The following is a 19876-nucleotide window of genomic DNA, read 5'->3' as shown; positions in this document are numbered from 1 at the left end:
GTGGTCTTCTTCGCCGTCCTCGCCGCGGTCTTCGTGGTGTTCGCCGCGATGCGCCTGTTCGGCGTCGACGGCGGGCGGCTCACCGCGTCGCTGATCGCGCTGACGCCGTACTGGATCGTCTGCGGCCTGCTGCTGGCGGCGCTCACCCTCGCGCTCCGGCACTGGTGGATCGGCGGGACCGTGCTGGTGCTGGCCCTCGTGCTGGGCGGGGTGGTGGTGCCGCGTGCCTTCTCCTCGGCGCAGCCGCAGGTGCACGGGCGGACGCTGCACGTGATGTCCTCGAACATGTACTACGGCGAGGCAGATCCGCAGACCATCGTGCGGCTGGTGCGGGAGAACCAGGTGGACGTGCTGAACCTGCTGGAGCTGACGCCGCAGGGGGTGTCCGCGCTGGAGGCGGCCGGGTTGTTCGAGCTGCTGCCGCACCGGGTGCTGGAGCCGGCGCGGCGGGGCGCCGGGTCGGGGCTGGCGTCGCGCTACCCGGTCACGCAGCTGTCACTGGCGGGACCGTCCGAGTTCGCCCAGCCGAGCGCGCGCCTGGACCTCGGGGGCGGGGTGTCGGTCGAGGTCGTGGCGGTGCACCCGACGGCGCCGGTCGCCGACGCGGGGGCGTGGAAGTCGGAGATCGCCGGACTGCCGCACCCCGATCCGGACGGCCCGGTGCGCATCCTGGCCGGCGACTTCAACGCCACGCTCGACCACGGCACGCTGCGGGACCTGATCGCGACCGGCTACACCGACGCCGGCGACGCCACGGGCGAGGGCTTCACGTCGACCTGGCCGTCGAAACTGCTGCCGCCCCCGGTCACGATCGACCACGTCCTGGTCGACCAGCGCGCCGCGGTCACCGCCTACCGCGTGTTCCCGATGCCGAACTCCGACCACAAGGCCGTGTTCGCCGCGATCACGCTCCCGTGAGCTGCGCGTGCCGGACGAACCGCGCGATGTCCGGGGACGTGGCGGTCGCGGCCCACACGACGTGCAGCTCGCTGGGTGACAGGCCGTGCACCGGCACCACGGCGATCCCGTTGAGCGGCAGTTCCGGCAGCAGCGTCCTGGGCACGAAACCGACCGCCTGACCGAGCCGGACCGCGCTCGCGTACTCGGCGCCGCTGCGCACCAGCGGGCCCGGTCGCCAGTCGTAGGGGATTCGGTCGGTGCCGGTCCAGTACGCCGTCTCGGTGGCCGACATGTCGACCCAGCGCGGGAACGTCTCGCCGTCCAGCTCGGCCCGCTCGATCGACTCCCGGCCGGCCAGCGGGTGCGACCGCGGCAGCAAGGCGACCCGTTCGTCGATCCGCACCGGATCGCTGTCCAGGCCCCGGCTCTCGAACGGGACGCGCAGCAGACCCACGTCGGCGGCGCCCGTGCGCAGTTCGTCCGCCTGGACCTGCCAGTCCGCCACGGTCGCGACGGCCCGTGGTTCGTACTGCTCGTTGTAGGAATCGACCAGGCCCTGGAGCGTGGCGACGTCGCAGGCGCGCGCGGTCACCCGCAGCTGCGGCCCCTCCTGCCCGAACCGCGCCACCCTGGCGATTGCCGCGCGCGCGTGCTCGTCGATGCCCCGGGCGTCCTCGGCGAGCATCCGCCCGGCCGGGGTGAGCTCCGCGCCCTGGTGCCCACGGGCGAACAGCGCCGTCCCGACTTCGTCTTCGAGCGCCCGGATCGCCCGGGACAACGCCGGCTGCGTCATGCCGAGCCGTTGCGCGGCGGCGGTGAACGTGCCTTCCGTGGCGACCGCCAGGAAATACCGCAGGTGCTTCAGATCCACTCCGACAGGCTGCCATGCCGGCCCGGCATGAGCCCATGTCCGCGCGGCTTTGGACGGATTCCCGCCACTGCGCTGAGCTGAACGGCATGACACAGAAGGCAATCGTGACCGCGGCCACCGGGGGACTCGGCTTCGAGGTGGCCCGGCAACTGGCCCGGCTGGACCACGACGTGGTGATCGTCGGACGCGACCCGGAACGCGGCGCGGCGGCGGCGCGGACCATCGGCGGCCGGTTCGTCCAGGCCGACCTCTCGGTGCTGGCGGAGGTGCGTGCGCTCGGCGAACGGCTCGCCGCGGAGGGACCGTGGCAGCTGCTGGTGAACAACGTGGGCGGCATGTGGTCGGAGCGCTGGGAGACGGCCGAGGGCATCGAGGCGAGCTTCGCGGTGAACCACCTCTCGCCACTGGTGCTGACCGAAGCGCTGCTGGACTCGCTGCGCGCCGGCCGCCCGAGCCGGATCGTCGACGTCACGTCGTCGTCCATCCAGGCCGCTCTGACGCTGGGCACCCCGTCATACGCGGAGGTCGAGCCCGGCGAGTACTACGGCATGGCGGTGTCCGGACGGGCGAAGCTCGCGCACCTGGCGTACAACCGGGAACTGGCCGAGCGGTTGCGGGGCAGCGGGATCGCGGTGTTCGCGGCGGACCCGGGCGCGGCGGCGACCCCCAACGCGGCCGCGATGACGCCCGAGATCCTGCCGCCGGCGCTGCGCCCGATGTGGGAGCAGATCCTGGAGGGCGTCCAGCGACCGGCGTCGGAGGCCGCGCGGTCCATCGTGTTCGCGGCCACCGATCCGTCGCTGGACACGGGGCTGGTGATCGGCCCGGACTGCACGCCGTCCGAGGACCTGACCGGGGCGCTCACCGACGAGCTGGTGGCGGCCGCCCGTGACCTGACCGAGCGGGTGCTGAAGCAGTAGTGCGCGTACCGGATCCGGCCGCTCGGGGGGCGTGACGGCCGGATCCGGTATGCCGGACGACTGCGAGGAGCACGGTGGCGCCCGTGCGGCCGCAGCCGTCTGGTTAGAGGGCACGACGGCCCCGACGGGACGCGTGGAACCCTCACGTTCACCGGATCGAGTGGCGCGGGTCAGTAGTCCTTGACCGCGTAGGACGCCACCACCTGCGCGAACTCCGCCACACCCGTTTCGACCAGGACCTCGGCCGCGGCGCTCGCGTCCGCCGCCTGACCGGCCTCGGCCCGGCGCTCCCGCAGGTTCACGACCGCCATCTCCTGGTTCGCGCGGGCGTAGTCCCGCAGTTCCTCCTCGTACGCCGCGAACGCGGCCCGGTGGTCGCCGCCGGCCGCGGCCAGCTCGCCGGCCAGCACGTACGCCCCGATCAGCGCCAGGCTCGTGCCCTGCCCGGACATCGGCGAGCCGCAGTACCCGGCGTCGCCGAGCAGCACGACCCGGCCACGCGACCACGAGTCCAGGAGGATCTGGGCCGCGGAGTCGAAGTGGAAGTCCGCGGCGGCTCGGGCGTGTTCCACCAGCCGCGGCATCTCCCAGCTGTCCCCGGCCAGCGCGCGGGCCACGATCTCCTTCTGGGCCTCGACGTCGCGGTGGTCGTAGCCCACCGGCTCCGCCGAGCCGAACATCAGGTAGGCGCGGGCTTCGGTGTTGTCCCGTGCGCTCATCACCATCGCGCCCCGCATGTCCCCGTCCGGCATCTGGTGCATGACCTGCCAGTTCTCCAGCCCCAGGAAGTTCGGGACCGTGCACACGGCCATGTTCACGCCGAGGTGCCGGATGAACCGCTCGGTGGGGCCGAAGACCAGGCGGCGGGTGTTCGAGTGCAGCCCGTCCGCGCCGACCACCAGGTCGAAGGTGCGTGCCCGGCCGGACTCGAACACCACGCGGACCTCGTCGTCGTCCTGGTCCAGCCCGGCGATCGAGTCGCCGAAGAGGTACTCGACATCGCCGGCGGATTCGGTGATGATCCGCGCGAGGTCGTCCCGCAGGATCTCGACGTCCGGGTTGTCCAGCTCGCCGCCGCTGACCGTGCGCTCGGTGGTGCGGTAGACCTCGGCGCCGGTGGAGTCCACGACCGACATCCCGCGCATGCCGGTGCTGTGCGCGCGCAGCTGGTCGAGGATGCCCATGCGGTCGGCGACGTCCAGCGCCGGGCCGCGCACGTCGACCGCCTGCCCACCGGGCCGCGGGCCGGGCGCGCGCTCGACCACGGTGACGCTGAAGCCGTAGCGGGTGAGCCAGTGGGCGAGGGCGGGTCCGGCGATGCTGGCGCCGGAAACGAGGACCTTGGTGTCGTTCATGCCGCCACGCTGCCGGGCGCCGCTTACCGGTCGCTGACCGGAAACTGTCAGCCGTCGAGCAACGCGGTCAGCGCGGGCAGCGCGGCACGGGGGACGGAGACGCCGCGGCCGTGCCGGACCTCCGGTTCCCGCGGGTTGATGCGGATCAGCGCGCCGGTCGCGGCGGAAGCGAGCTCGGCGTACCGGCGGACGGTCGGCACCGCGCGTCCGGCGCCGATCTCGACCACGACGGCGTTCCGGTTCGCCCGCCGCCACTCGGCCAGCGCGCGCATCTGGCCGTCCGTGCGGGACGGCAGCCAGTCGAAGTCGCCGAACATCATGATGTTCGGCCGGGCCAGGCCGCCGCAGTTCGGGCAGGACGGCAGCGGCGGGCGGGCGCGCATCGTCGACTCGTCGACGTCGAGGGAGAAGTCCGCGGGCCAGATGTCCGGGCCGCACGGCAGGGCACACTGCAGGTGGTGGATCGACCCGTGCGCCTCGGCGACCAGCTCGAACCCGGCGCGCTGGAACTGGCCGTCCACATTGGACGTGAACACCGCGACGCCGCCGGGCAGGCTGCGACCGTGCCGCAGCAGCAGGCCGAACCCCGCGTGCGGTTCGGTGCGCTGGTACATCGCCAGCCGGTGGCCGTAGAAACCCCACGCCAGCTCGGGATCCTCGGCGAAGTGGCGGGGGTCGGCGAGTTCGGCGAAGCTCAGCCCGAGCCGCGCGTACGGCGGATAGGCCCGCCAGAACCCCTCGTTCCCGCGGAAGTCCGGCAGCCCGGAGTCGACGCCCATGCCGGCGCCCGCGCACACGAGGAGCGCGGAGGCGCCGGCGAGCATCTCGGCGGCCTCGGCCAGGCCGTCGCCGGTCATCAGTCGAGCGGAACGACCTCGAACTCCAGCAGGTTCGCCCCGCTGGCCACCGGCCGCGAGCTCTGGCCCGCGTGCGCCTCCTTGGCCGGGCCGCTCGCCCACGCCTGGTACGCCTCCTCGGACTCCCACTTCGTGTAGACGAAGTAGCGGTTCTCGCCTGCGACCGGGCGCAGCAGCTCGAAGCCGAGGAAGCCGGGCTGCCCGTCCACCGAGTGGGCCCGGTTCGCGAACCGCTTCTCCAGCTCGGGGCCCGCGCCCTCGGGAACCTCGATCGCATTGATCTTCACGACTGCCATGACCTCAGCCTACCCAGCTATGCTGGGACGTAATGGGGATCACAGGGGAAGATCGCAAGCTGGCCCGGGGGCTCGCCGGGGACCTGCGGAAACTCGTCCAGACGGCCGCGCTCGTGGTCGACGAGGACAACCCGGCCGAGGAGCTCATCAGCCGGATCACCGGGCACCTCGGCGTCGGGTTCCGGCAGATCGTGCTGGTCGGCCAGGACTTCCCGCCGTGGGAGCACGTCAACGTGCACCGCGGCGTCGAGGCCTACCTCGCCGAACGCGGCGGCGAGCCGGAGTGGTTCGGCGTCACCGGCGCGAACCGGGTGCACGAGGAACTGACCGGGATGCTGTCGTCCGCGCGGCGGCACGGCGCCTTCGAACTGGGCGCGGTCGACATGGCGACCGTCGCGATCGGACCGGAGGCGACCGAGGAGGTCGTGCAGTTCGGGCTGGTGCTGACGACGGCGCCGGACGGCGGGCCGGTGGTCGTCGCGCTGCGCGGGCCGAACCCGCAGCACGGGCCGTCCGCGTTGTCCAAGGTCGAGGTGCTGGCCGGTGACCGCGCGGCGGCGGGCGCGGCCCGCGACCGCATCGAGCAGCTCGCCCGTGAGCACGACGTGCTGCGCGGCCAGGTGCTCGCTTTCGGCAGCAGCGAGTACCGGGGCAACGAGCTGCTGACGTTCCTGCCGCGCCCGGCCCTGACCGCCGAGCAGGTGGTGCTGCCCGAGGGGGTGCTGCCCGCGATCGAGGACCACATCGTCGGCATCGCCGAGCACGCCGACCGGCTGCGCGCCGCGGGGCAGCACCTCAAACGGGGCCTGCTGCTGCACGGTCCGCCCGGCACCGGCAAGACCCACACCGTGCGGTACCTGCTGAGCCGCCTGTCCGGCAGCACGGTGATCATCCTGACCGGCGCCGCGATGCGGTTCATCGGCAAGGCCGCCGAGCTGGCCCGGCGGCTGCAGCCGTCGATCCTGGTGGTCGAGGACGTCGACCTGGTCGCCGAGGACCGCACCATGCCGGGCGCGGGCGGCTCGCTGCTGTTCACCCTGCTCGACGCGATGGACGGGATCGGCGCGGACGCGGACGTCACCTTCGTGCTGACCACCAACCGGCCGGAGGCGCTGGAGTCCGCGCTGCGCGACCGGCCGGGCCGGGTCGACCTGGCCGTGGAGATCCCGCGCCCGGACGCCGAGGGGCGGCGCAAGCTGTTCGAGCTGTACGCGCGCGAGGTGGAGCTGGCGGCGGACCTCGAACCGGTGATCGCCGAGACCGATGGCGTCACCGCGTCCTACGTCAAGGAGCTGCTGCGCCGCGCGGTGCTGCACGAGATGCGCGACGGCGCGGACGGCGAACGGATCCGGGTCGGCGACAAGGCGCTCACCACCGCGCTGCGGGACATGCAGGAATCGCGGAACTCGCTCACCCGGTCGCTGCTCGGTAGCTGATTCAATGGGCGCCGTGAGCGTCGTGGACTTCGGCGGCGACGGCCGTCCGATCGTGTTGCTGCACGGTCTGATGGGCCGGGCGCGCACGTGGTGGCGGGTCGCGCAGTGGCTGCGCCGGTACGGGCACGTCGTCGGCCTCGACGCCCGCGGGCACGGGCGCGGGCCGCGGGGCGGGCCGTGGACGACGGAACAGTTCGTCGCCGACGCCGCCGAAGTGGTGCGGTCGCTGGGCGAACCGGCCGTGGTGATCGGGCATTCGATGGGCGGCCTGCACGCGTGGTCACTCGCCGCCGCCGAGCCGGACCTCGTGCACGCCGTCGTGGTCGAGGACATGGCGCCGGACCAGCGCGGCAAGACGGTCGAGACGTGGCGCGGGTACTTCGAGTCGTGGCCGGTGCCGTTCCAGTCGCTCGCACACGTGCGGGAGTTCTTCGGTGACACGGGCGAGTACTTCACCGAGTGCGTGGAGGAGCGCCCGGACGGCTACCACCTGATCGCCGCGCTCGACGACCTGTACGAGATCGCCGCCGAGTGGGGCAGGCGCGAGTACTGGTCCTCGGTGGAGGCCGTGAAGTGCCCGATGCTCGTCGTGGAGGCCGAGCACACCCTCATGCCGCCCGGCCAGCAGGCGGAAATGGCGCGCCGCGCGCAATCGGGGCGGCACCTGGTGGTCCCCGGCGCGAACCACGTCGTGCACGACTCGCAGCCGGACATCTACCGCGGCGCGGTGGAGGCGTTCCTCTCGGCGGTGCTGGGGCGGTAGGCGCGTCACCGCGCGGACAAGCGCTCCAGCGCCGACCGGCTCTCGTCGTCCGCGGGACGGAAGATCACCAGCAGCTGCGCCGCGTCGCGAAGTGGCGTGAGCGTTTCGAACTGCAGGGCGATTTCGCCGGCTTCGGGGTGCCGCACCACCTTGTGGCCGCGGCCGTCGACCTTGACGTCCCGTTCCGCCCACCATCGCGCGAAGTCCGCGTCCCGCCTGGCGCATTCGGCGATGAGGTCCGTCAACGCCTGGTCGTCCGGATGCGCCGCCCAGGCCGCGCGCAGGTGGGCGATCCCTTCCCGCACAACGCGTTCGCGGTCGACGTAGAGCTCACGCGTCTTCGGGTGCAGCAGGCACAACCACATCGCGTTGCGCTGCGACGGCGGGAGGGTGTCGAAATCGAGGAGGAGCTTCGCCATTCCGCCGTTCCAGGCCAGGATGTCGAAGCGGTGGTTCATCAGCATCGCGGGCAGCGGGGCGAGGTCCTCGACCAGCCGGGCCAGCTGCGGCGCGGCGGCGGTGGCGGGTTCGCCGGTGTCGCGGGGGCGCTGCCGGGTCAGGTCGAACAGGTAGGCGCGCTCTTCCGGGGTCAGGCGCAGAGCCTGGGCCAGCGCGTCCACGACGTCCGCCGATGGCCGCAGCCCACGGGCCTGCTCCAGCCGCACGATGTAGTCGACGCTGATCCCCGCCAGCTCGGCGACCTCTTCCCGGCGCAAGCCCGGGGTCCGCCGGGCCCGCCGCCCCGACGGCAGGCCGACATCACCTGGCTCCAGCCGTTCGCGGCAGCTGCGCAGGAACGTGGCCAGCTCCTGCGCGGGGTCCACGGTGCGAGTGATCACGGACGGTCCAACAGCCGGGGTAGGACCGGTGTTCCCAGGAAACCGGTTCCCTTACCCCCGGCTCGCCGTGCCCACAGACTCGTCCTCGGCAACGGATCACGAGCACTGGAGGACACGATGCCGCTCACCCTCGACACCTACCGCCTGCTGGGCCGCTCCGGCCTGCGGGTCTCGCCGCTGGCGCTGGGCACGGCGACCTTCGGCACGGAGTGGGGCTGGGGCACCGAGCCGGACGACGCGCGCAAGTTGTTCGACACCTACGTCGAGCGCGGTGGCAACTTCATCGACACCGCCAACACCTACACCGACGGCAGCTCCGAACGCCTGCTGGGGGAATTCACCCGGGGCAACCGGGAAAGCCTCGTGCTGGCGACGAAGTACACGACGCTGAGCCGGCCCGGCGACCCGAACTCCGGCGGCCCGCACCGGAAGAGCATGTTCACGTCGGTGGAGACCAGTCTGCGACGGCTGAACACGGACTACCTCGACCTGCTCTACCTGCACGTGTGGGACGACACAACGCCGGTGGAGGAGGTCCTGCGCGGCATGGACGATCTCGTCCGGCAGGGCAAGGTCCTGCATGTGGCGATGTCCAACGTCCCGGCGTGGCAGGTGTCGCGCATGCAGGCGATCGCCGACCTGCGTGGCTGGTCGCCGCTCGTCGCGCTGCAGATCGAGTACAGCCTGGTGGAGCGCACCGGGGAACGCGACCTGATCCCGATGGCACGCGAGCTGGGCCTGGGCGTGGTCCCGTACTCGCCGCTGGCGGGCGGGGTGCTGACCGGCAAGTACCGCCGCGACGACGGTGCCGGGGGAAGCACCCGCAGGAGCTTCAACGCCGGTCTGGGCCTGGTCACCGAGCGCAACCTCGCCATCGCCGACGTCGTGCAGGAGGTCGCCGCGGAGCTGGAGTGCACCCCCGCGCAGGTCGCGCTCGCCTGGACCCTGCGGAACCCGGGTGTCACGGCACCGATCATCGGCGCTCGCACCACCGCCCAGCTGGAGGACAACCTCGGCGCACTGGCGGTCGCCTTCAGCCCCGCCCAGCTGGCCCGGCTCGACGAGGTCAGCGCGATCGATCCCGGCTACCCGCACGCCCTGCTCGCCAGTGACCACATCCGGAAGGTCACCGCGGGGGATCTGAAGATCGACAGCCGCCGCTGACCTACTTGTGTTCGCCCGGCAGCGTGAACCGGCCGTCCGCGGTCTGCTCCACCAGACCGTCCACCAGCAGCGAGTCCAGGCAGCGGTCCCGCTGACCGGTGTCCGGCCAGACCACGTCCAGGCTCGCCTTCCACACGGGTTCGGGGGTGCCCCGCAGGACGTCCAGCAGCAGGCCGCGCACGTGCCGGTCGGTGCCGGCGTACTTCTGCGTCGCCTTCGCGGGGCCGTTGTACGCCGGGCGGCCGGCCTTCTGCCAGGCGCAGTCCGCGTACACCGGGCAGTCCGCGCAGCGTGGCGAACGCGCCGTGCACACCACCGCGCCCAGTTCCATCAACGCAGCCGAGAACCGCGCGGCCCGCGCCTCGTCCAGCGGCAGGATCGCCGACACGTCGGCCATGTCGCGGGTGTTCGACGGCGGCCCCGCGTCGCCCGCGCCGTGGATTGCCCTGGCCACCACGCGCCGCACGTTCGTGTCCACCACCGGCGCCCGCTTGCCGTACGCGAACGCCGCCACCGCCCGTGCCGTGTAAGCGCCGATACCGGGCAACGACAACAGGGTGTCCACATCGGACGGCACCACGTCACCGTGCTCGGTGGCGATCGCCGTGGCCGCCGCGTGCAGCCGCAGCGCCCGGCGCGGGTAGCCGAGCTTCCCCCACGCCCGCAGCACCTCGCCCTGGCTCGCCGCGGCCAGCGCCGACGGCACCGGCCACCGCGCGAGCCACTCGTGCCAGATCGGTTCGACCCGTGCGACCGGCGTCTGCTGCAGCATGATCTCGCTGACCAGCACACCCCACGCCGTGCACTCCGGCCGCCGCCACGGCAGGTCCCGGGCGCACGAGTCGAACCAGTCGATCAGCAGTTCGGAGTCGATGGGCACCGGCCCAGGTTAGTTGTCCAGGACCTCGGTGACCTTGCCGGTGTGCACGTCGTAGACGAACCCGCGCACCTTGTCCGTGTGCGGCAGGTAGCGGCTGGTCCGCACCCTCCGCATCGACCGGCGCACGCTGTCCTCCACGTCGCGGAACGCCTCGACCGCCCACGTCGGACGGACACCGCCGGCTTCCTCCAGCTCGTCCTTGAACCCGTCTTCGGTGACGGTCGAGACACCGCAGGTGGTGTGCTGCATGATCAGCACCTCTTCGGTGCCCAGCTTGCGCTGCGACAGCGCGAGCGAGCGGATCACGTCGTCGGTCACCACACCGCCGGCGTTGCGCAGGATGTGCGCCTCACCCTGGATCAGGCCGAAGATCTCGAACACCCTGATCCGGGCGTCCATGCAGGTCAGAATCGCGATCTTCATCGACGGGCTGGCCGTGGAACGGTCGCCGAGCACGGGGTCGGTGAGTTCGCTGTTGCGCTGCAGCAGGGTGTCGATCGCGGTCAAGAATGCCTCCCGGGAGATTGTCCGGATTTCATTCCACCGGACCCATCAGCACCCCGCAATGAGAGAGATCACGGCCCGAACCAGTGCTGCTCCATCGTGCGCGGCGGCGCGGACGTCGTGCCGATCCGCAGCTGCGTGTTGAGCGTGATGATCCGCGGCTTGACGTGGTCGCCGGAGGACAGCAGCAGCTTGCCCGCCGCGCGGCCCTTCTCCAGCACCGGCTGGTGCACCGTGGTCAGGCCGGCGCGCTCCGCCTCGGCGATGCCGTCGAACCCGGTCACCGTGAGGTCCGCGGGCACCCGCAGGCCGCGCCGGTTCGCCTCCGCCAGCGCGCCGAGCGCGAGGATGTCCGAAGTGCAGATCAGGGCGGTCACCTGCGGGTGGGCGTCGAGCAGGTGGCGGGCCGCGGCGGCGCCGTCGTCCACGGTGTGCTCGAAGCGCTCCACGACCGGCACCGTCGACCAGTCGACCCCGACCTTCGCGAACGCCTTCGCCAGCGCCTCCAGCCGGGCGCGCTGCACGTGGAAGTGCGCGCTCTGCTGCCGGTCCAGGTAGGCGAACCCGTCGTTGCGGTCGCGCGCGAGCCGCATGCACAGCACGCCGACCTGCCGGTGGCCGAGCTGGATGATGTGCTCGGCGAGCGCGGTGACCGCCGTCGTGTCGTCGGGGCCGACCCGGTCGACGCCCTCGATGCGCGGCTGGTCGATGATCACCGTCGGCACCGGGCGGGCCAGCACGGCGCCCAGGTGCGGGTCGTCGTCCGGCACCGAGTAGACGACGAAACCGTCGACACCGGCGCGGTGCACCGCGGCCACGTCGTCCCGGCCGGGGCTGGCCGGCACCAGGTGCAGCCCGACGCCGGCGTCCTCGCAGGCCAGCGCGAGGCCTTCGAGCACGCCGATCGCCGCCGGGTCGCGGAAGGCGTAGGACAGGTTCTCGGTGAGCAGCAGGCCGACGGCGCCCGCCTTGCGGGTGCGCAGCGACCGCGCCACCGGGTCGGGGCCGGGGTAGCCGAGGCGGCGGGCGGTCTCCAGCACCCGCTTGCGCAGTTCCGGCGACAGCTGGTCCGGGCGGTTGTAGGCGTTGGACACGGTGGTCCGAGACACGCCGAGCTCCGCGGCGAGCGACGCCAACGTCGCCTGTCGCCTCATGCGCATAGGACGCCCCATGGGGGAACCGTAACGGTTCAGAACGGAGTCGTGAAGTCGAACGCCGTCCGTGCGGCGTGCGCCACTGCGCAACGTGACGTTCAGGCGGGGGTAACCGAGGCGGTGAGATTGTCACCCGTTCAGGTAAGGTGAACTCGAAAACCGTTTCCAATAGTTCTGACCATGCGTCCCACCTCGTACTTCAGGAGTGCTCGCGATGAGTTTCCCCCGCCTGATCGGTCTCGCGTCCGCCGCGACGGCCCTCGTACTCGGCCTCACCGCCTGTGGTGGGACTAACACCGCGAGCGACACCGGGGGCAAGATCAACGTCGTCGCCTCCACGAACGTGTGGGGCAGCGTGCTGTCCGCGGTCGGCGGCGACCAGGTGGCGGTCACCTCGATCATCGACGACCCGAGCGCCGACCCGCACTCCTACGAGACCACGCCCGAGGACGCCATCGCCGCGCAGAACGCGCAGCTGACCCTCGCCAACGGCGGCGGCTACGACGACTTCTTCGGCAAGCTCGCCGACCAGGCCGGGAACGCCCGCAAGCTCAACGCGTACGACATCGGCGCGACCGGCGACGAGAACGAGCACGTCTGGTACAGCTTCACCACCGTCGCCAAGGTGGCCGACCAGGTCGCCGCGCAGCTCGGCCAGATCAAGCCGGACGCCGCGCAGACCTTCACCACCAACGCCACCAACTTCAAGGCCCAGCTGGACCAGCTCACCAGCAAGGCAGGGCAGATCGGCGCCGGCCATCCGGACACCAAGGTCCTGGTCACCGAGCCCGTCGCGCACTACCTGATCCAGGCCGCCGGGGTCACCGACGCCACCCCGGAGGAGTTCTCCGAGGCCGTCGAGGAGGAGACCGACGTCCCGCCCGCGGCGCTGGCCGAGTTCAACTCGCTGATCACCGGCAAGCAGGTCAAGGCCCTGATCAACAACGAGCAGACCACCACCCCGGTCACCGAGCAGGTCGTCGGCGAGGCGAACCGCGCCGGCATCCCCGTGGTGGGCGTGACCGAGACGCTGCCCGCCGGGACGACGGACTACATTGCCTGGATGACCAGCGAAGTCGACGATCTGGCGAAGGCCTTGAACTCTTGAGCCCTGCTGTGGAGATCTCCGGCGCGACCCTCGCGTTCGGTGCGCGCACGCTCTGGTCCGGTCTGGACCTCTCGGTCGAGCCCGGCGAGTTCGTCGCCGTGCTCGGCCCGAACGGGTCGGGCAAGACCAGCCTGCTGAAGGTGCTGCTCGGTCTGCAGCACCTGTCGCGCGGCAGCGTGCGCATCAACAGCGATCACCCGGTCGGGTACGTCCCGCAGCAGCGGGCGATGTCCGAAGCGCTCACGCTGCGCGGGGTCGACCTGGTCGGGCTGGGGCTCGACGGCCACCGGTGGGGCACCGGGCTGCGTGGACTCGCCGAGCGGCGGCGGCGGGTGTCCACCGCCGTCGCCGCGGTCGGCGCCCAGTCCTACGCGAAGCAGCCGGTCGGCAAGCTCTCCGGCGGTGAGCAGCAGCGGCTGCGGGTCGCGCAGGCGCTGGTCGGCGAGCCGGACGTGCTGCTGTGCGACGAGCCGTTGCTGTCGCTGGACCTCGCGCACCAGCGCGCGGTGAGCGAGCTGATCGACGCCCGCCGCCGCGAAGCCGGCACCGCGGTGCTGTTCGTGACCCACGAGATCAACCCGATCCTGCCCTATGTGGACCGGGTGCTGTACCTGGTCGACGGCCGGTTCCGGATCGGCCCGCCGGAGGTCGTGATGACCTCGGAGACGCTGTCCGAGCTGTACCGCGCCCGGGTGGAGGTGGTCCGCGTCGGCGGCCAGATCCACGTGGCCGGCGCGCGCAGCGCGGTCTGCGAGGACGAACCCCACCACCTGGACGAGCGCGTTTCGTGAGCACCGAAGGTTCCCGCTGAACATGGACAAGTTCTTCGACTTCGGTCTGACGGCGCAGCTGCTCGGGCTGCCGTTCGTGCAGACCGCCCTGCTCGCCGCGGCCGTGCTCGGGCTGGTCGCCGGTGTGCTCGGACCGCTGATCGTGACCCGCCGGATGTCGTTCGCCGTGCACGGCACCGCCGAGCTGGCCTTCACCGGCGCGGCCGGCGCGCTGCTGCTCGGCGTCGGCGTCGAGTTCGGGGCGCTGGCCGGCGCGGTGATCGCCGCGCTGCTGCTCGGCCTGCTCGGCGGCCGGGAGTCCGATCGCGACTCGGTGATCGGCGCGATCCTGTCCTTCGGGCTCGGCCTCGGCGTGCTGTTCCTGTGGTTCTACCCGGGCCGGGCGGCCAACAAGTTCGGCATCCTGGTCGGCCAGATCGTGTCGATCGAGACGACCAACCTCATCGTGCTGGTCATCGCCGCGCTGGTGGTGCTGGCGGTGCTGGCCCTCATCTACCGGCCGCTGCTGTTCGCCAGCGTCGACCCGCACGTCGCGGCCGCGCGCGGGGTCCCGGCGCGCACGCTGTCCGTCGTGTTCGCGGTGCTGGTCGGCGTCGCGACCGCGCTCGGCGTGCAGATCGTCGGGGCGCTGCTGGTCGTGGCGATGATGGTGACCCCGGCCGCGGCGGCCGCGCGGCTGACCGCGAGCCCGTGGAAGGCCACCGTGCTGGCCGTCCTGTTCGCCGAGACGGCCGCGCTGGGCGGGATCGTCCTGTCACTCGCGCCGGGCGCACCGGTGAGCGCGTTCGTCACCGCCATCGCGTTCACGATCTACCTGGTGTGCCGGCTGGTCGCCTACCTGCGTGACCGGGCGGCCCGCGTCACCGAGGACTCGCCTGCAGTTGCGCCTGCAGCGCCGTGAGGAACTCGTCGGTCAGGAACGGCAGCTGACCGCTGGAGACACTGCGCTCCACGGTCTCCAGCACGATCACGTCCGAGTTCGCGAACATCCCGATCGCCTGGTCCCGGCTCGTCTTCGGGGTGAAGTAGGCGAGCATCGTCAGGTTCGCGAACCCGGCCGCCAGGTAGCGCGACGACGCCTTGGTGAACGAGTCGCCGTAGAACAGGGTCTTCTCGTTCACGGTGGAGGACATCGGCGAGGCGAACCGGTAGGACGGGGTTTCGATGTCGGCGATGGTCTGGCCTGCCCGGTCGACGATGCCGTCCGGGCGCAGGTCGTAGAGCACGTTCGTCTTGTCGGCCTTCTTGCCCAGCAGCGGCGGCAGGTCCGCGGCGACGGTGTAGGTGCCGATCTGCTTGCTCTGCCAGGTCGCGGTGATCCCGGGCTGCACGGCCTCGGCGACCGCGCGGGTCATCACCAGTGAGCCCTCGTCGGTCCAGTGCGTGTCGTTGGACGGGTAGACGGGACGGTTGACGCGCCGCGCCTCCTGGGTCAGGGCGGGCCGCAGGTCCACCGCGCCGGCCGCGTCGATCTGCTGCCAGGTCGGCGCCTCCGCGGCCCGGTGGCACTCCCGGCCGGGGTAGCTGGACGGCAGGTTCTCCGGGACCATCGTGGACTTGTCCGGCGCCACCACCCAGACGAACTTGCGCCCGGACGCCTCGATGATCGTGCGCAGCCGGTTCATCCACTCCAGCGTGTCGGACAGCATCCGGACCGGTGAGCACTTGGCCTCGGCGTCGTAGCCGAAGTACAGCCAGCCGTCGCGGCCCTCGATGACCTGCCGGTAGCCGGCCTGGTCGAGCGGGCCGGAGGTGGTGGGCTGGTCGTCCGTGCCCTGCGTCTGGGTCGGCGGCGGGCTGCCGGGCAGGGGACCGGTCTCGGTGGTGCCTGCCTGGTCCCGCGGCGGCGTCTCGCCGAAGAACGTGCGGCTGATCCAGTCCGCGGCGTCGATCGCGGCGCTGCGGAAGGTGAGCTGGTCGGTGGCCCAGCCGGGCAGGCTGGTGAAGAACGCCCAGCCGTCGCCGATGCTGGGGAAGCTCGCCAGGTGCCGGTTCTCGATCTCGGCGGGGCGCGCGCCGAACACCCACAGCAGCGCCGGGGTCGTGAAGAACACGATCGCGCTGATCAACGCGGTGAGCTGACGGCCGCCGTGCCGGGGCCGGTGCAGGGAGTGCTCGCGGGGAAGCCACGCCTCGTGCACCGCGGGGAGCTGCTGCGGTTCGTGCGCCACGCGCACACGTTAACCGTTCACCTAGTGAAGCATCAGCAAAACCTGCAACTCACCGACGACGAACCCGATCACACCGCCGACCGCGATCAGCTTCCACTCCTCCTGGCGGAACGCCGGGCGCAGCAGGTTCTCGTACTCCTCGGGCGTCAGCGCGAGCATCCGCCGCTCCACCATGTTCGCCAGGTCCATCGCCTCGACCAGGTACGGCTCGGCGTGCCGGAGCAGGTACGGCATCTGCGCGAGCGACCCGGCTGCCGCGGTCGCGGTCATCTCACGCAGCCGCTCGCCGCCGACGGTCGCGGACACCAGCGGACGGATCAGGCCGACCTGCTCGTCGACGGCCCTGGCCACCACGCGCCGCACGAGCGCGGCGAGCCGGTCGGCACGCGGGCCGGTCAGCAGCTCGTCGAGGAGGTTGGGGACGGTCAGCACCTCGCGGGCGATGATCTCACCGTACTGGCGCGCGACCTCGGCCTTGCGGCGCTGGAACTTGCCCTGCAGCGTGATCGGCCCGATCTTCACCGGGCGGCGCGGCAGGAAGATCATCTTGATCGCGAGCCAGTCGGTGAACAGGCCGATGGCGCCGCCGAACACCGGCAGCACCCACGGGTTCTTCGTCAGCGCCCACACCACCGCCTGCACGATGCCGAGGACGAATCCGAAGTAGATCCCGCAGCGGGCGATGAACGCCATCTCCGGCCGGGACGTCTCGCGGATCAGGCGCACCAGCAGGGCGCGGTCGCGGGTGAGCCGCTCGACGGTCATGTGCTTGACGTCGAGCACTCCGTCGAGGTTGGCGCGGACCTCGTCCAGCAGCTCGCGAACCAGCTTCGGCGAGCCGGCCTGCAGCTGCTTGACGATCAGGTCCTGCGCCATCGGCGGCAGCGACTCCCACAGCCGCGGGTGGTGCTTGGCCATCACGTCGCGGGCCAGGTCGTCGATCGCCCGCAGCAGCGGCTGCTCGATCTCCCGCACCAGCCGGTCCGGCTGGATGCGGCCGATCACCTCGCCGAGGTCGATCAGGTTAGCGGTGAGCAGGTCGGTGGCGATGGCCGCCATCCGGCCGCCGTGCTTGGGCACCACGCCCTGCCAGCCGAAGATCGGGCGGATGCCGACGAACTCCAGCGGGCGGAACATCATTTCGATGGCGACGCGCTTGGTGACGTAACCGATGAGGGCGGCGATGAACGGGATCGCGGTGTAGAGCGGCCAGTGCTGCGCGAAGTCGGCCAGCACCCCGTCCATCCGGCCACCCCCTCGTCGATCCTGGCCGCGAGATTAGTGGAGGAGCAGGATCGCCTGGAGCTCACCCACGAGCCCGCCGATGATCGCACCGACGGCGATCAACTTCCACTCGTCCTGCCGGAACGCGGGCCGCAGCAGCTCCTCGAACTCCATCGGGGACAGCTGCCGCATCCGGTCGACGATCGTGTTCCGCACGTCCAGGGCGTTGACCGCGTACTCCTCGGCGTACCGGATGGTGTCCGGCACCCGCTCCGCCGCCTTGAGCGCCGCCGCCTGCTTCATCTCCTGCCACTTGCGCGTGCCCACCGCGGCCGCGACGAGCGGTTTCACGACGCCGGCCTGCGCGTCGATGGTCCGTTGCACCTCGCGGCCGATCAGGTGGAACAGCCGGTCGGCCTTCGGGCCCTTGAGGATGGCTTCCAGCAGGTTCGGGATGGTGATGATCTCGCGGGCGATCATGTCGCCGTAATCGGCGGCCACCTGGTCGCGGCGCTTCTGGAACACGCCCTGCCAGGTGTAGAGGCCGAAGAACTCGCGCGGCTCCCGCGGCAGGAAGATCATCTTCAGGGCGAGCCAGTCGGTGAACCAGCCGATGCCGAGGCCGAACAGCGGCATCACGATCGGCGACTTGGTCAGCGCCCACACGAGCAGCTGGACGCACCCGAGGGCGAAGCCGAACACCAGCCCGGAATTCGCGATGAACCGCATCTCAGGTCGTGAGATGTCCCGGATGAGCCGGTTGAGCAGGCTCTTGTCGCGGACCAGGTTGGTGATGACCATGTTCTTGAGGTCGAGGACGTCCTCGATGTTGTCCGACAGCTCCCGCATGATCTTCGCGATCACCTTGGGCGCTTCGGCCTGGATGCGGCGCAACAGCAGTTCCTTCGCGCCGCTGGGCAGTGCCTCCCACAGGCGTGGCTGGTACTGCTCCATGACCTCTTCGGTGATCTCCTCGACCACCTGCAGGAGCGGTTGTTCGATCTCCTTGGCGAGCTGGTCCGGGTCGAGCCTGGCGAAGATCTCCTTCGGGTCGACCAGGTTGTTCGTGAGCATGTCGGTGGCGGTGGCCGCCATGCGCTCGGCGTTGGCTGGCAGCACGCCCTGCCAGCCGAGGAACGGCCGGATCCCGACGAACTCGATCGGCCGGAACATCATCTCGATCGCCACGCGCTTGGTCACGTAGCCGATGAGCGCGGCGATGAACGGCATCGAGACGTAGAGCGGCCAGTGTTCGGCCAGGTCGGCCACGATCTCCTGCAGTTGCACCGGCCCCTCCTCGCGAGTTCCGCCGAACCGTATCCCAGCCGTTTGGAGGGAGGCGCGGACCGGATTCAGTTGATCTTCGATAATGTGTCACCCGAAAGTATGGAAACCCAGGTCCAATAGCACTAAGGTGCCCGCATGCCTCCTGCCGAGTCCCAAGATCCCATCGCCGGTAATCCCCTGTTCCCGCTCGTGTTCCGCGGCTACGACCGGCCGCCGGTGGACGAGAAGTTCGCCCAGCTGAACGCCGAGCTCAAGGAGACGGCCGTCTCCCGTGACGAGGCCCTCTCGTCGGTCGCCGAGCTGACCCGCGCCCTGTCCTACGCCCAGCAGGAGCTGAGCGAGGCCAAGCAGGCGCTGTCGCGGATGGCGAGCGACCCGTCGAGCGCCGCGACGATGACCGAGCGCGTCCGCACGATGATGACGCTCGCCGAAGAGGAGATCGCCGAGCTCAAGAACCGCGCCGAAGCGCAGGCCGACGACATCCGCGCCGCGGCCGACAAGTACGACCTGGACACCCGCAAGGCCGCCGACAAGATGGTCGCCGAGCGCGAGGCCGAGCTCGCCAAGCGGCGTGACGACCTCGAGCTGGAGTTCCAGGAGCGGCACACCGCGCTCACCACCGAGCACGAGAACCTCATGGAGCAGGCCCGCGCCGAGATCGCGCGCCTGAACGAGGAGGCCGCCGAGGAGCGCGCCCGCCTGGACGCCGAAGCCGCCGAAGCGCGTGCCAAGGCCGAGCAGGAGACCGGCGAGGCGCTTGCTCGCAAGACCGAAGAGGTCGAGACCGCGCTGGCCCGCAAGACCGAAGAGGTCGAGACGGCGCTGGCCCGGAAGACCCAGGAGGTCGAGGAGCGCCTGGCGAAGGACACCCGGGAGACCGAGGAGCGCCTGGCCAAGCTGGTCGCCGAGACCGAGGCGAAGATCGCCAAGGACACGGAGGAGACCGAGACCCGGCTGGCGAAGATCACCGCCGAGACGGAGTCGCGCCTGGCGAAGCAGACCTCCGAGGCGGAGACCCGGGCAAGCACCCTGGTCGCCGACGCGGAGCGCCAGCTGTCCGAGGCGCAGCACGCCCGCACCGAGGCGTTCGAGTTCCGCCGCGAGGTCACCGAGCGCCTCACGGCCACCCACTCGGCCCTGCAGGAAGCGCTGGAGACGCTCGTTCCCGCCGACGACCGGACGCCGGTCGCCTGACGGGGTTTTTGAAGGGGCGTCGGTGCGCTTTGCGCGCCGGCGCTTCCTTTTTTGCACCAAACCCGGCTGGGTGGTCATCCCGTCGCCTGACACGCAACGATCACCTTGAGCCAGGGCCGCAACCCAGGCCGCCAACCGGCAGCCGGACATGTCAACCTTGCG

The 19876-nt window shown here is 71.3% G+C and carries 20 protein-coding genes; 9 read left to right on the top strand and 11 right to left on the bottom strand.

The genetic code is table 11. The annotated features are described in order from the left end of the window. Positions 1-918, top strand: a complete 918-nt coding sequence (locus ABZ193_RS31000) for an endonuclease/exonuclease/phosphatase family protein (protein WP_020417077.1) — start codon at positions 1-3, stop codon at positions 916-918. Here the strand turns inward: ABZ193_RS31000 and ABZ193_RS30995 are convergent. Further along, entirely contained in the window at positions 905-1771 is an 867-nt protein-coding gene (locus tag ABZ193_RS30995) for a LysR family transcriptional regulator (protein WP_020417076.1), read from the bottom strand. The two genes, ABZ193_RS31000 and ABZ193_RS30995, sit on opposite strands and share 14 nt — an antisense overlap. Before the next feature lie 86 nt (positions 1772-1857). Here ABZ193_RS30995 and ABZ193_RS30990 point away from each other — a divergent pair, with 86 nt between their 5' ends. Further along, the gene (locus tag ABZ193_RS30990) at positions 1858-2691 is read left to right on the top strand and encodes an SDR family NAD(P)-dependent oxidoreductase (protein WP_020417075.1); all 834 of its coding nucleotides are present in this window, start codon (positions 1858-1860) and stop codon (positions 2689-2691) included. Between the two features lie 170 nt (positions 2692-2861). Here ABZ193_RS30990 and ABZ193_RS30985 read toward each other — a convergent pair whose 3' ends face one another. Genes ABZ193_RS30985 through ABZ193_RS30975 form a run of 3 tightly spaced genes read right to left on the bottom strand, consistent with a single transcriptional unit; the run spans position 2862 to position 5199 of the window. Beyond that, positions 2862-4046, bottom strand: coding sequence for an FAD-dependent monooxygenase (locus ABZ193_RS30985; RefSeq protein ID WP_020417074.1), 1185 nt, complete (start codon positions 4044-4046; stop codon positions 2862-2864). A 47-nt stretch (positions 4047-4093) separates the two neighbouring features. Further along, entirely contained in the window at positions 4094-4903 is an 810-nt protein-coding gene (locus ABZ193_RS30980; RefSeq protein WP_020417073.1) for a Sir2 family NAD-dependent protein deacetylase, read from the bottom strand. After that, entirely contained in the window at positions 4903-5199 is a 297-nt protein-coding gene (locus tag ABZ193_RS30975; RefSeq protein ID WP_020417072.1) for an antibiotic biosynthesis monooxygenase, read from the bottom strand. The genes ABZ193_RS30980 and ABZ193_RS30975 overlap by 1 nt, the downstream gene beginning before the upstream one ends. A 32-nt stretch (positions 5200-5231) precedes the next feature. Here ABZ193_RS30975 and ABZ193_RS30970 point away from each other — a divergent pair, with 32 nt between their 5' ends. Continuing rightward, positions 5232-6635: an ATP-binding protein gene (locus tag ABZ193_RS30970; RefSeq protein WP_020417071.1), complete on the top strand. Its 1404-nt coding sequence runs from the start codon at positions 5232-5234 to the stop codon at positions 6633-6635. Positions 6636-6639: 4 nt separating this feature from the next. Continuing rightward, positions 6640-7398: an alpha/beta hydrolase gene (locus tag ABZ193_RS30965; RefSeq protein WP_020417070.1), complete on the top strand. Its 759-nt coding sequence runs from the start codon at positions 6640-6642 to the stop codon at positions 7396-7398. A 5-nt stretch (positions 7399-7403) separates the two neighbouring features. Here ABZ193_RS30965 and ABZ193_RS30960 read toward each other — a convergent pair whose 3' ends face one another. Continuing rightward, a complete protein-coding gene (locus ABZ193_RS30960) occupies positions 7404-8237 on the bottom strand; it encodes a helix-turn-helix transcriptional regulator (protein ID WP_020417069.1) in 834 nt (277 codons plus the stop codon). 117 nt (positions 8238-8354) lie between these two features. Between ABZ193_RS30960 and ABZ193_RS30955 the strand changes: the two genes are divergently transcribed. Further along, a complete protein-coding gene (locus tag ABZ193_RS30955) occupies positions 8355-9401 on the top strand; it encodes an aldo/keto reductase (RefSeq protein WP_354712451.1) in 1047 nt (348 codons plus the stop codon). Between the two features lies 1 nt (position 9402). Here ABZ193_RS30955 and ABZ193_RS30950 read toward each other — a convergent pair whose 3' ends face one another. From ABZ193_RS30950 to ABZ193_RS30940, 3 genes are all read right to left on the bottom strand, one after another. Beyond that, entirely contained in the window at positions 9403-10281 is an 879-nt protein-coding gene (locus tag ABZ193_RS30950; protein WP_354712450.1) for an A/G-specific adenine glycosylase, read from the bottom strand. A gap of 9 nt (positions 10282-10290) precedes the next feature. Further along, a complete protein-coding gene (locus ABZ193_RS30945) occupies positions 10291-10788 on the bottom strand; it encodes a carbonic anhydrase (protein WP_020417066.1) in 498 nt (165 codons plus the stop codon). 68 nt (positions 10789-10856) lie between these two features. After that, entirely contained in the window at positions 10857-11957 is a 1101-nt protein-coding gene (locus ABZ193_RS30940) for a LacI family DNA-binding transcriptional regulator (RefSeq protein WP_027935726.1), read from the bottom strand. A gap of 196 nt (positions 11958-12153) precedes the next feature. Between ABZ193_RS30940 and ABZ193_RS30935 the strand changes: the two genes are divergently transcribed. The 3 genes from ABZ193_RS30935 to ABZ193_RS30925 are packed head-to-tail and all read left to right on the top strand — an operon-like array spanning position 12154 to position 14739. Continuing rightward, on the top strand, positions 12154-13047 hold the full coding sequence (locus ABZ193_RS30935) for a zinc ABC transporter substrate-binding protein (protein ID WP_354712449.1): 894 nt from the start codon (positions 12154-12156) through the stop codon (positions 13045-13047). Then, positions 13044-13838, top strand: a complete 795-nt coding sequence (locus tag ABZ193_RS30930) for a metal ABC transporter ATP-binding protein (protein ID WP_020417063.1) — start codon at positions 13044-13046, stop codon at positions 13836-13838. Before ABZ193_RS30935 ends, ABZ193_RS30930 begins: the two co-directional genes overlap by 4 nt. Before the next feature lie 22 nt (positions 13839-13860). Then, positions 13861-14739, top strand: coding sequence for a metal ABC transporter permease (locus ABZ193_RS30925; RefSeq protein ID WP_354712448.1), 879 nt, complete (start codon positions 13861-13863; stop codon positions 14737-14739). Here ABZ193_RS30925 and ABZ193_RS30920 read toward each other — a convergent pair. From ABZ193_RS30920 to ABZ193_RS30910, 3 genes are read right to left on the bottom strand one after another with little or no spacing between them, the layout of a single operon-like run. Further along, the gene (locus ABZ193_RS30920; protein ID WP_354712447.1) at positions 14699-16015 is read right to left on the bottom strand and encodes a hypothetical protein; all 1317 of its coding nucleotides are present in this window, start codon (positions 16013-16015) and stop codon (positions 14699-14701) included. The genes ABZ193_RS30925 and ABZ193_RS30920 overlap by 41 nt on opposite strands. 15 nt (positions 16016-16030) lie before the next feature. Then, on the bottom strand, positions 16031-17254 hold the full coding sequence (locus ABZ193_RS30915) for a DUF445 family protein (protein ID WP_020417060.1): 1224 nt from the start codon (positions 17252-17254) through the stop codon (positions 16031-16033). A gap of 33 nt (positions 17255-17287) precedes the next feature. Further along, positions 17288-18520, bottom strand: coding sequence for a DUF445 family protein (locus ABZ193_RS30910; RefSeq protein WP_020417059.1), 1233 nt, complete (start codon positions 18518-18520; stop codon positions 17288-17290). Between the two features lie 135 nt (positions 18521-18655). On the opposite strand from ABZ193_RS30910, the gene ABZ193_RS30905 reads away from it, so the two are divergent. Next, a complete protein-coding gene (locus tag ABZ193_RS30905) occupies positions 18656-19714 on the top strand; it encodes a hypothetical protein (RefSeq protein ID WP_235716078.1) in 1059 nt (352 codons plus the stop codon). Positions 19715-19876: the final 162 nt, after the last annotated feature.

The organism is Amycolatopsis sp. NPDC006125 (assembly GCF_040614195.1).
Lineage (GTDB): Bacteria > Actinomycetota > Actinomycetes > Mycobacteriales > Pseudonocardiaceae > Amycolatopsis_E > Amycolatopsis_E tucumanensis.
The sequence above is the reverse complement of the archived record's forward strand: the minus strand, read 5'-3'. Positions and strand labels throughout refer to the sequence as shown.

What these genes read in the sequence shown, in the direction of transcription:
- ABZ193_RS30990 (WP_020417075.1), top strand. Translation starts at nt 1,858, where the DNA reads ATGACACAGAAGGCAATCGTGACCGCGGCCACCGGGGGACTCGGCTTC.
- ABZ193_RS30985 (WP_020417074.1), bottom strand. Translation starts at nt 4,046, where the DNA reads ATGAACGACACCAAGGTCCTCGTTTCCGGCGCCAGCATCGCCGGACCC.
- ABZ193_RS30980 (WP_020417073.1), bottom strand. Translation starts at nt 4,903, where the DNA reads ATGACCGGCGACGGCCTGGCCGAGGCCGCCGAGATGCTCGCCGGCGCC.
- ABZ193_RS30975 (WP_020417072.1), bottom strand. Translation starts at nt 5,199, where the DNA reads ATGGCAGTCGTGAAGATCAATGCGATCGAGGTTCCCGAGGGCGCGGGC.
- ABZ193_RS30970 (WP_020417071.1), top strand. Translation starts at nt 5,232, where the DNA reads ATGGGGATCACAGGGGAAGATCGCAAGCTGGCCCGGGGGCTCGCCGGG.
- ABZ193_RS30965 (WP_020417070.1), top strand. Translation starts at nt 6,640, where the DNA reads ATGGGCGCCGTGAGCGTCGTGGACTTCGGCGGCGACGGCCGTCCGATC.
- ABZ193_RS30955 (WP_354712451.1), top strand. Translation starts at nt 8,355, where the DNA reads ATGCCGCTCACCCTCGACACCTACCGCCTGCTGGGCCGCTCCGGCCTG.
- ABZ193_RS30940 (WP_027935726.1), bottom strand. Translation starts at nt 11,957, where the DNA reads ATGGGGCGTCCTATGCGCATGAGGCGACAGGCGACGTTGGCGTCGCTC.
- ABZ193_RS30935 (WP_354712449.1), top strand. Translation starts at nt 12,154, where the DNA reads ATGAGTTTCCCCCGCCTGATCGGTCTCGCGTCCGCCGCGACGGCCCTC.
- ABZ193_RS30925 (WP_354712448.1), top strand. Translation starts at nt 13,861, where the DNA reads ATGGACAAGTTCTTCGACTTCGGTCTGACGGCGCAGCTGCTCGGGCTG.
- ABZ193_RS30915 (WP_020417060.1), bottom strand. Translation starts at nt 17,254, where the DNA reads ATGGACGGGGTGCTGGCCGACTTCGCGCAGCACTGGCCGCTCTACACC.
- ABZ193_RS30905 (WP_235716078.1), top strand. Translation starts at nt 18,656, where the DNA reads ATGCCTCCTGCCGAGTCCCAAGATCCCATCGCCGGTAATCCCCTGTTC.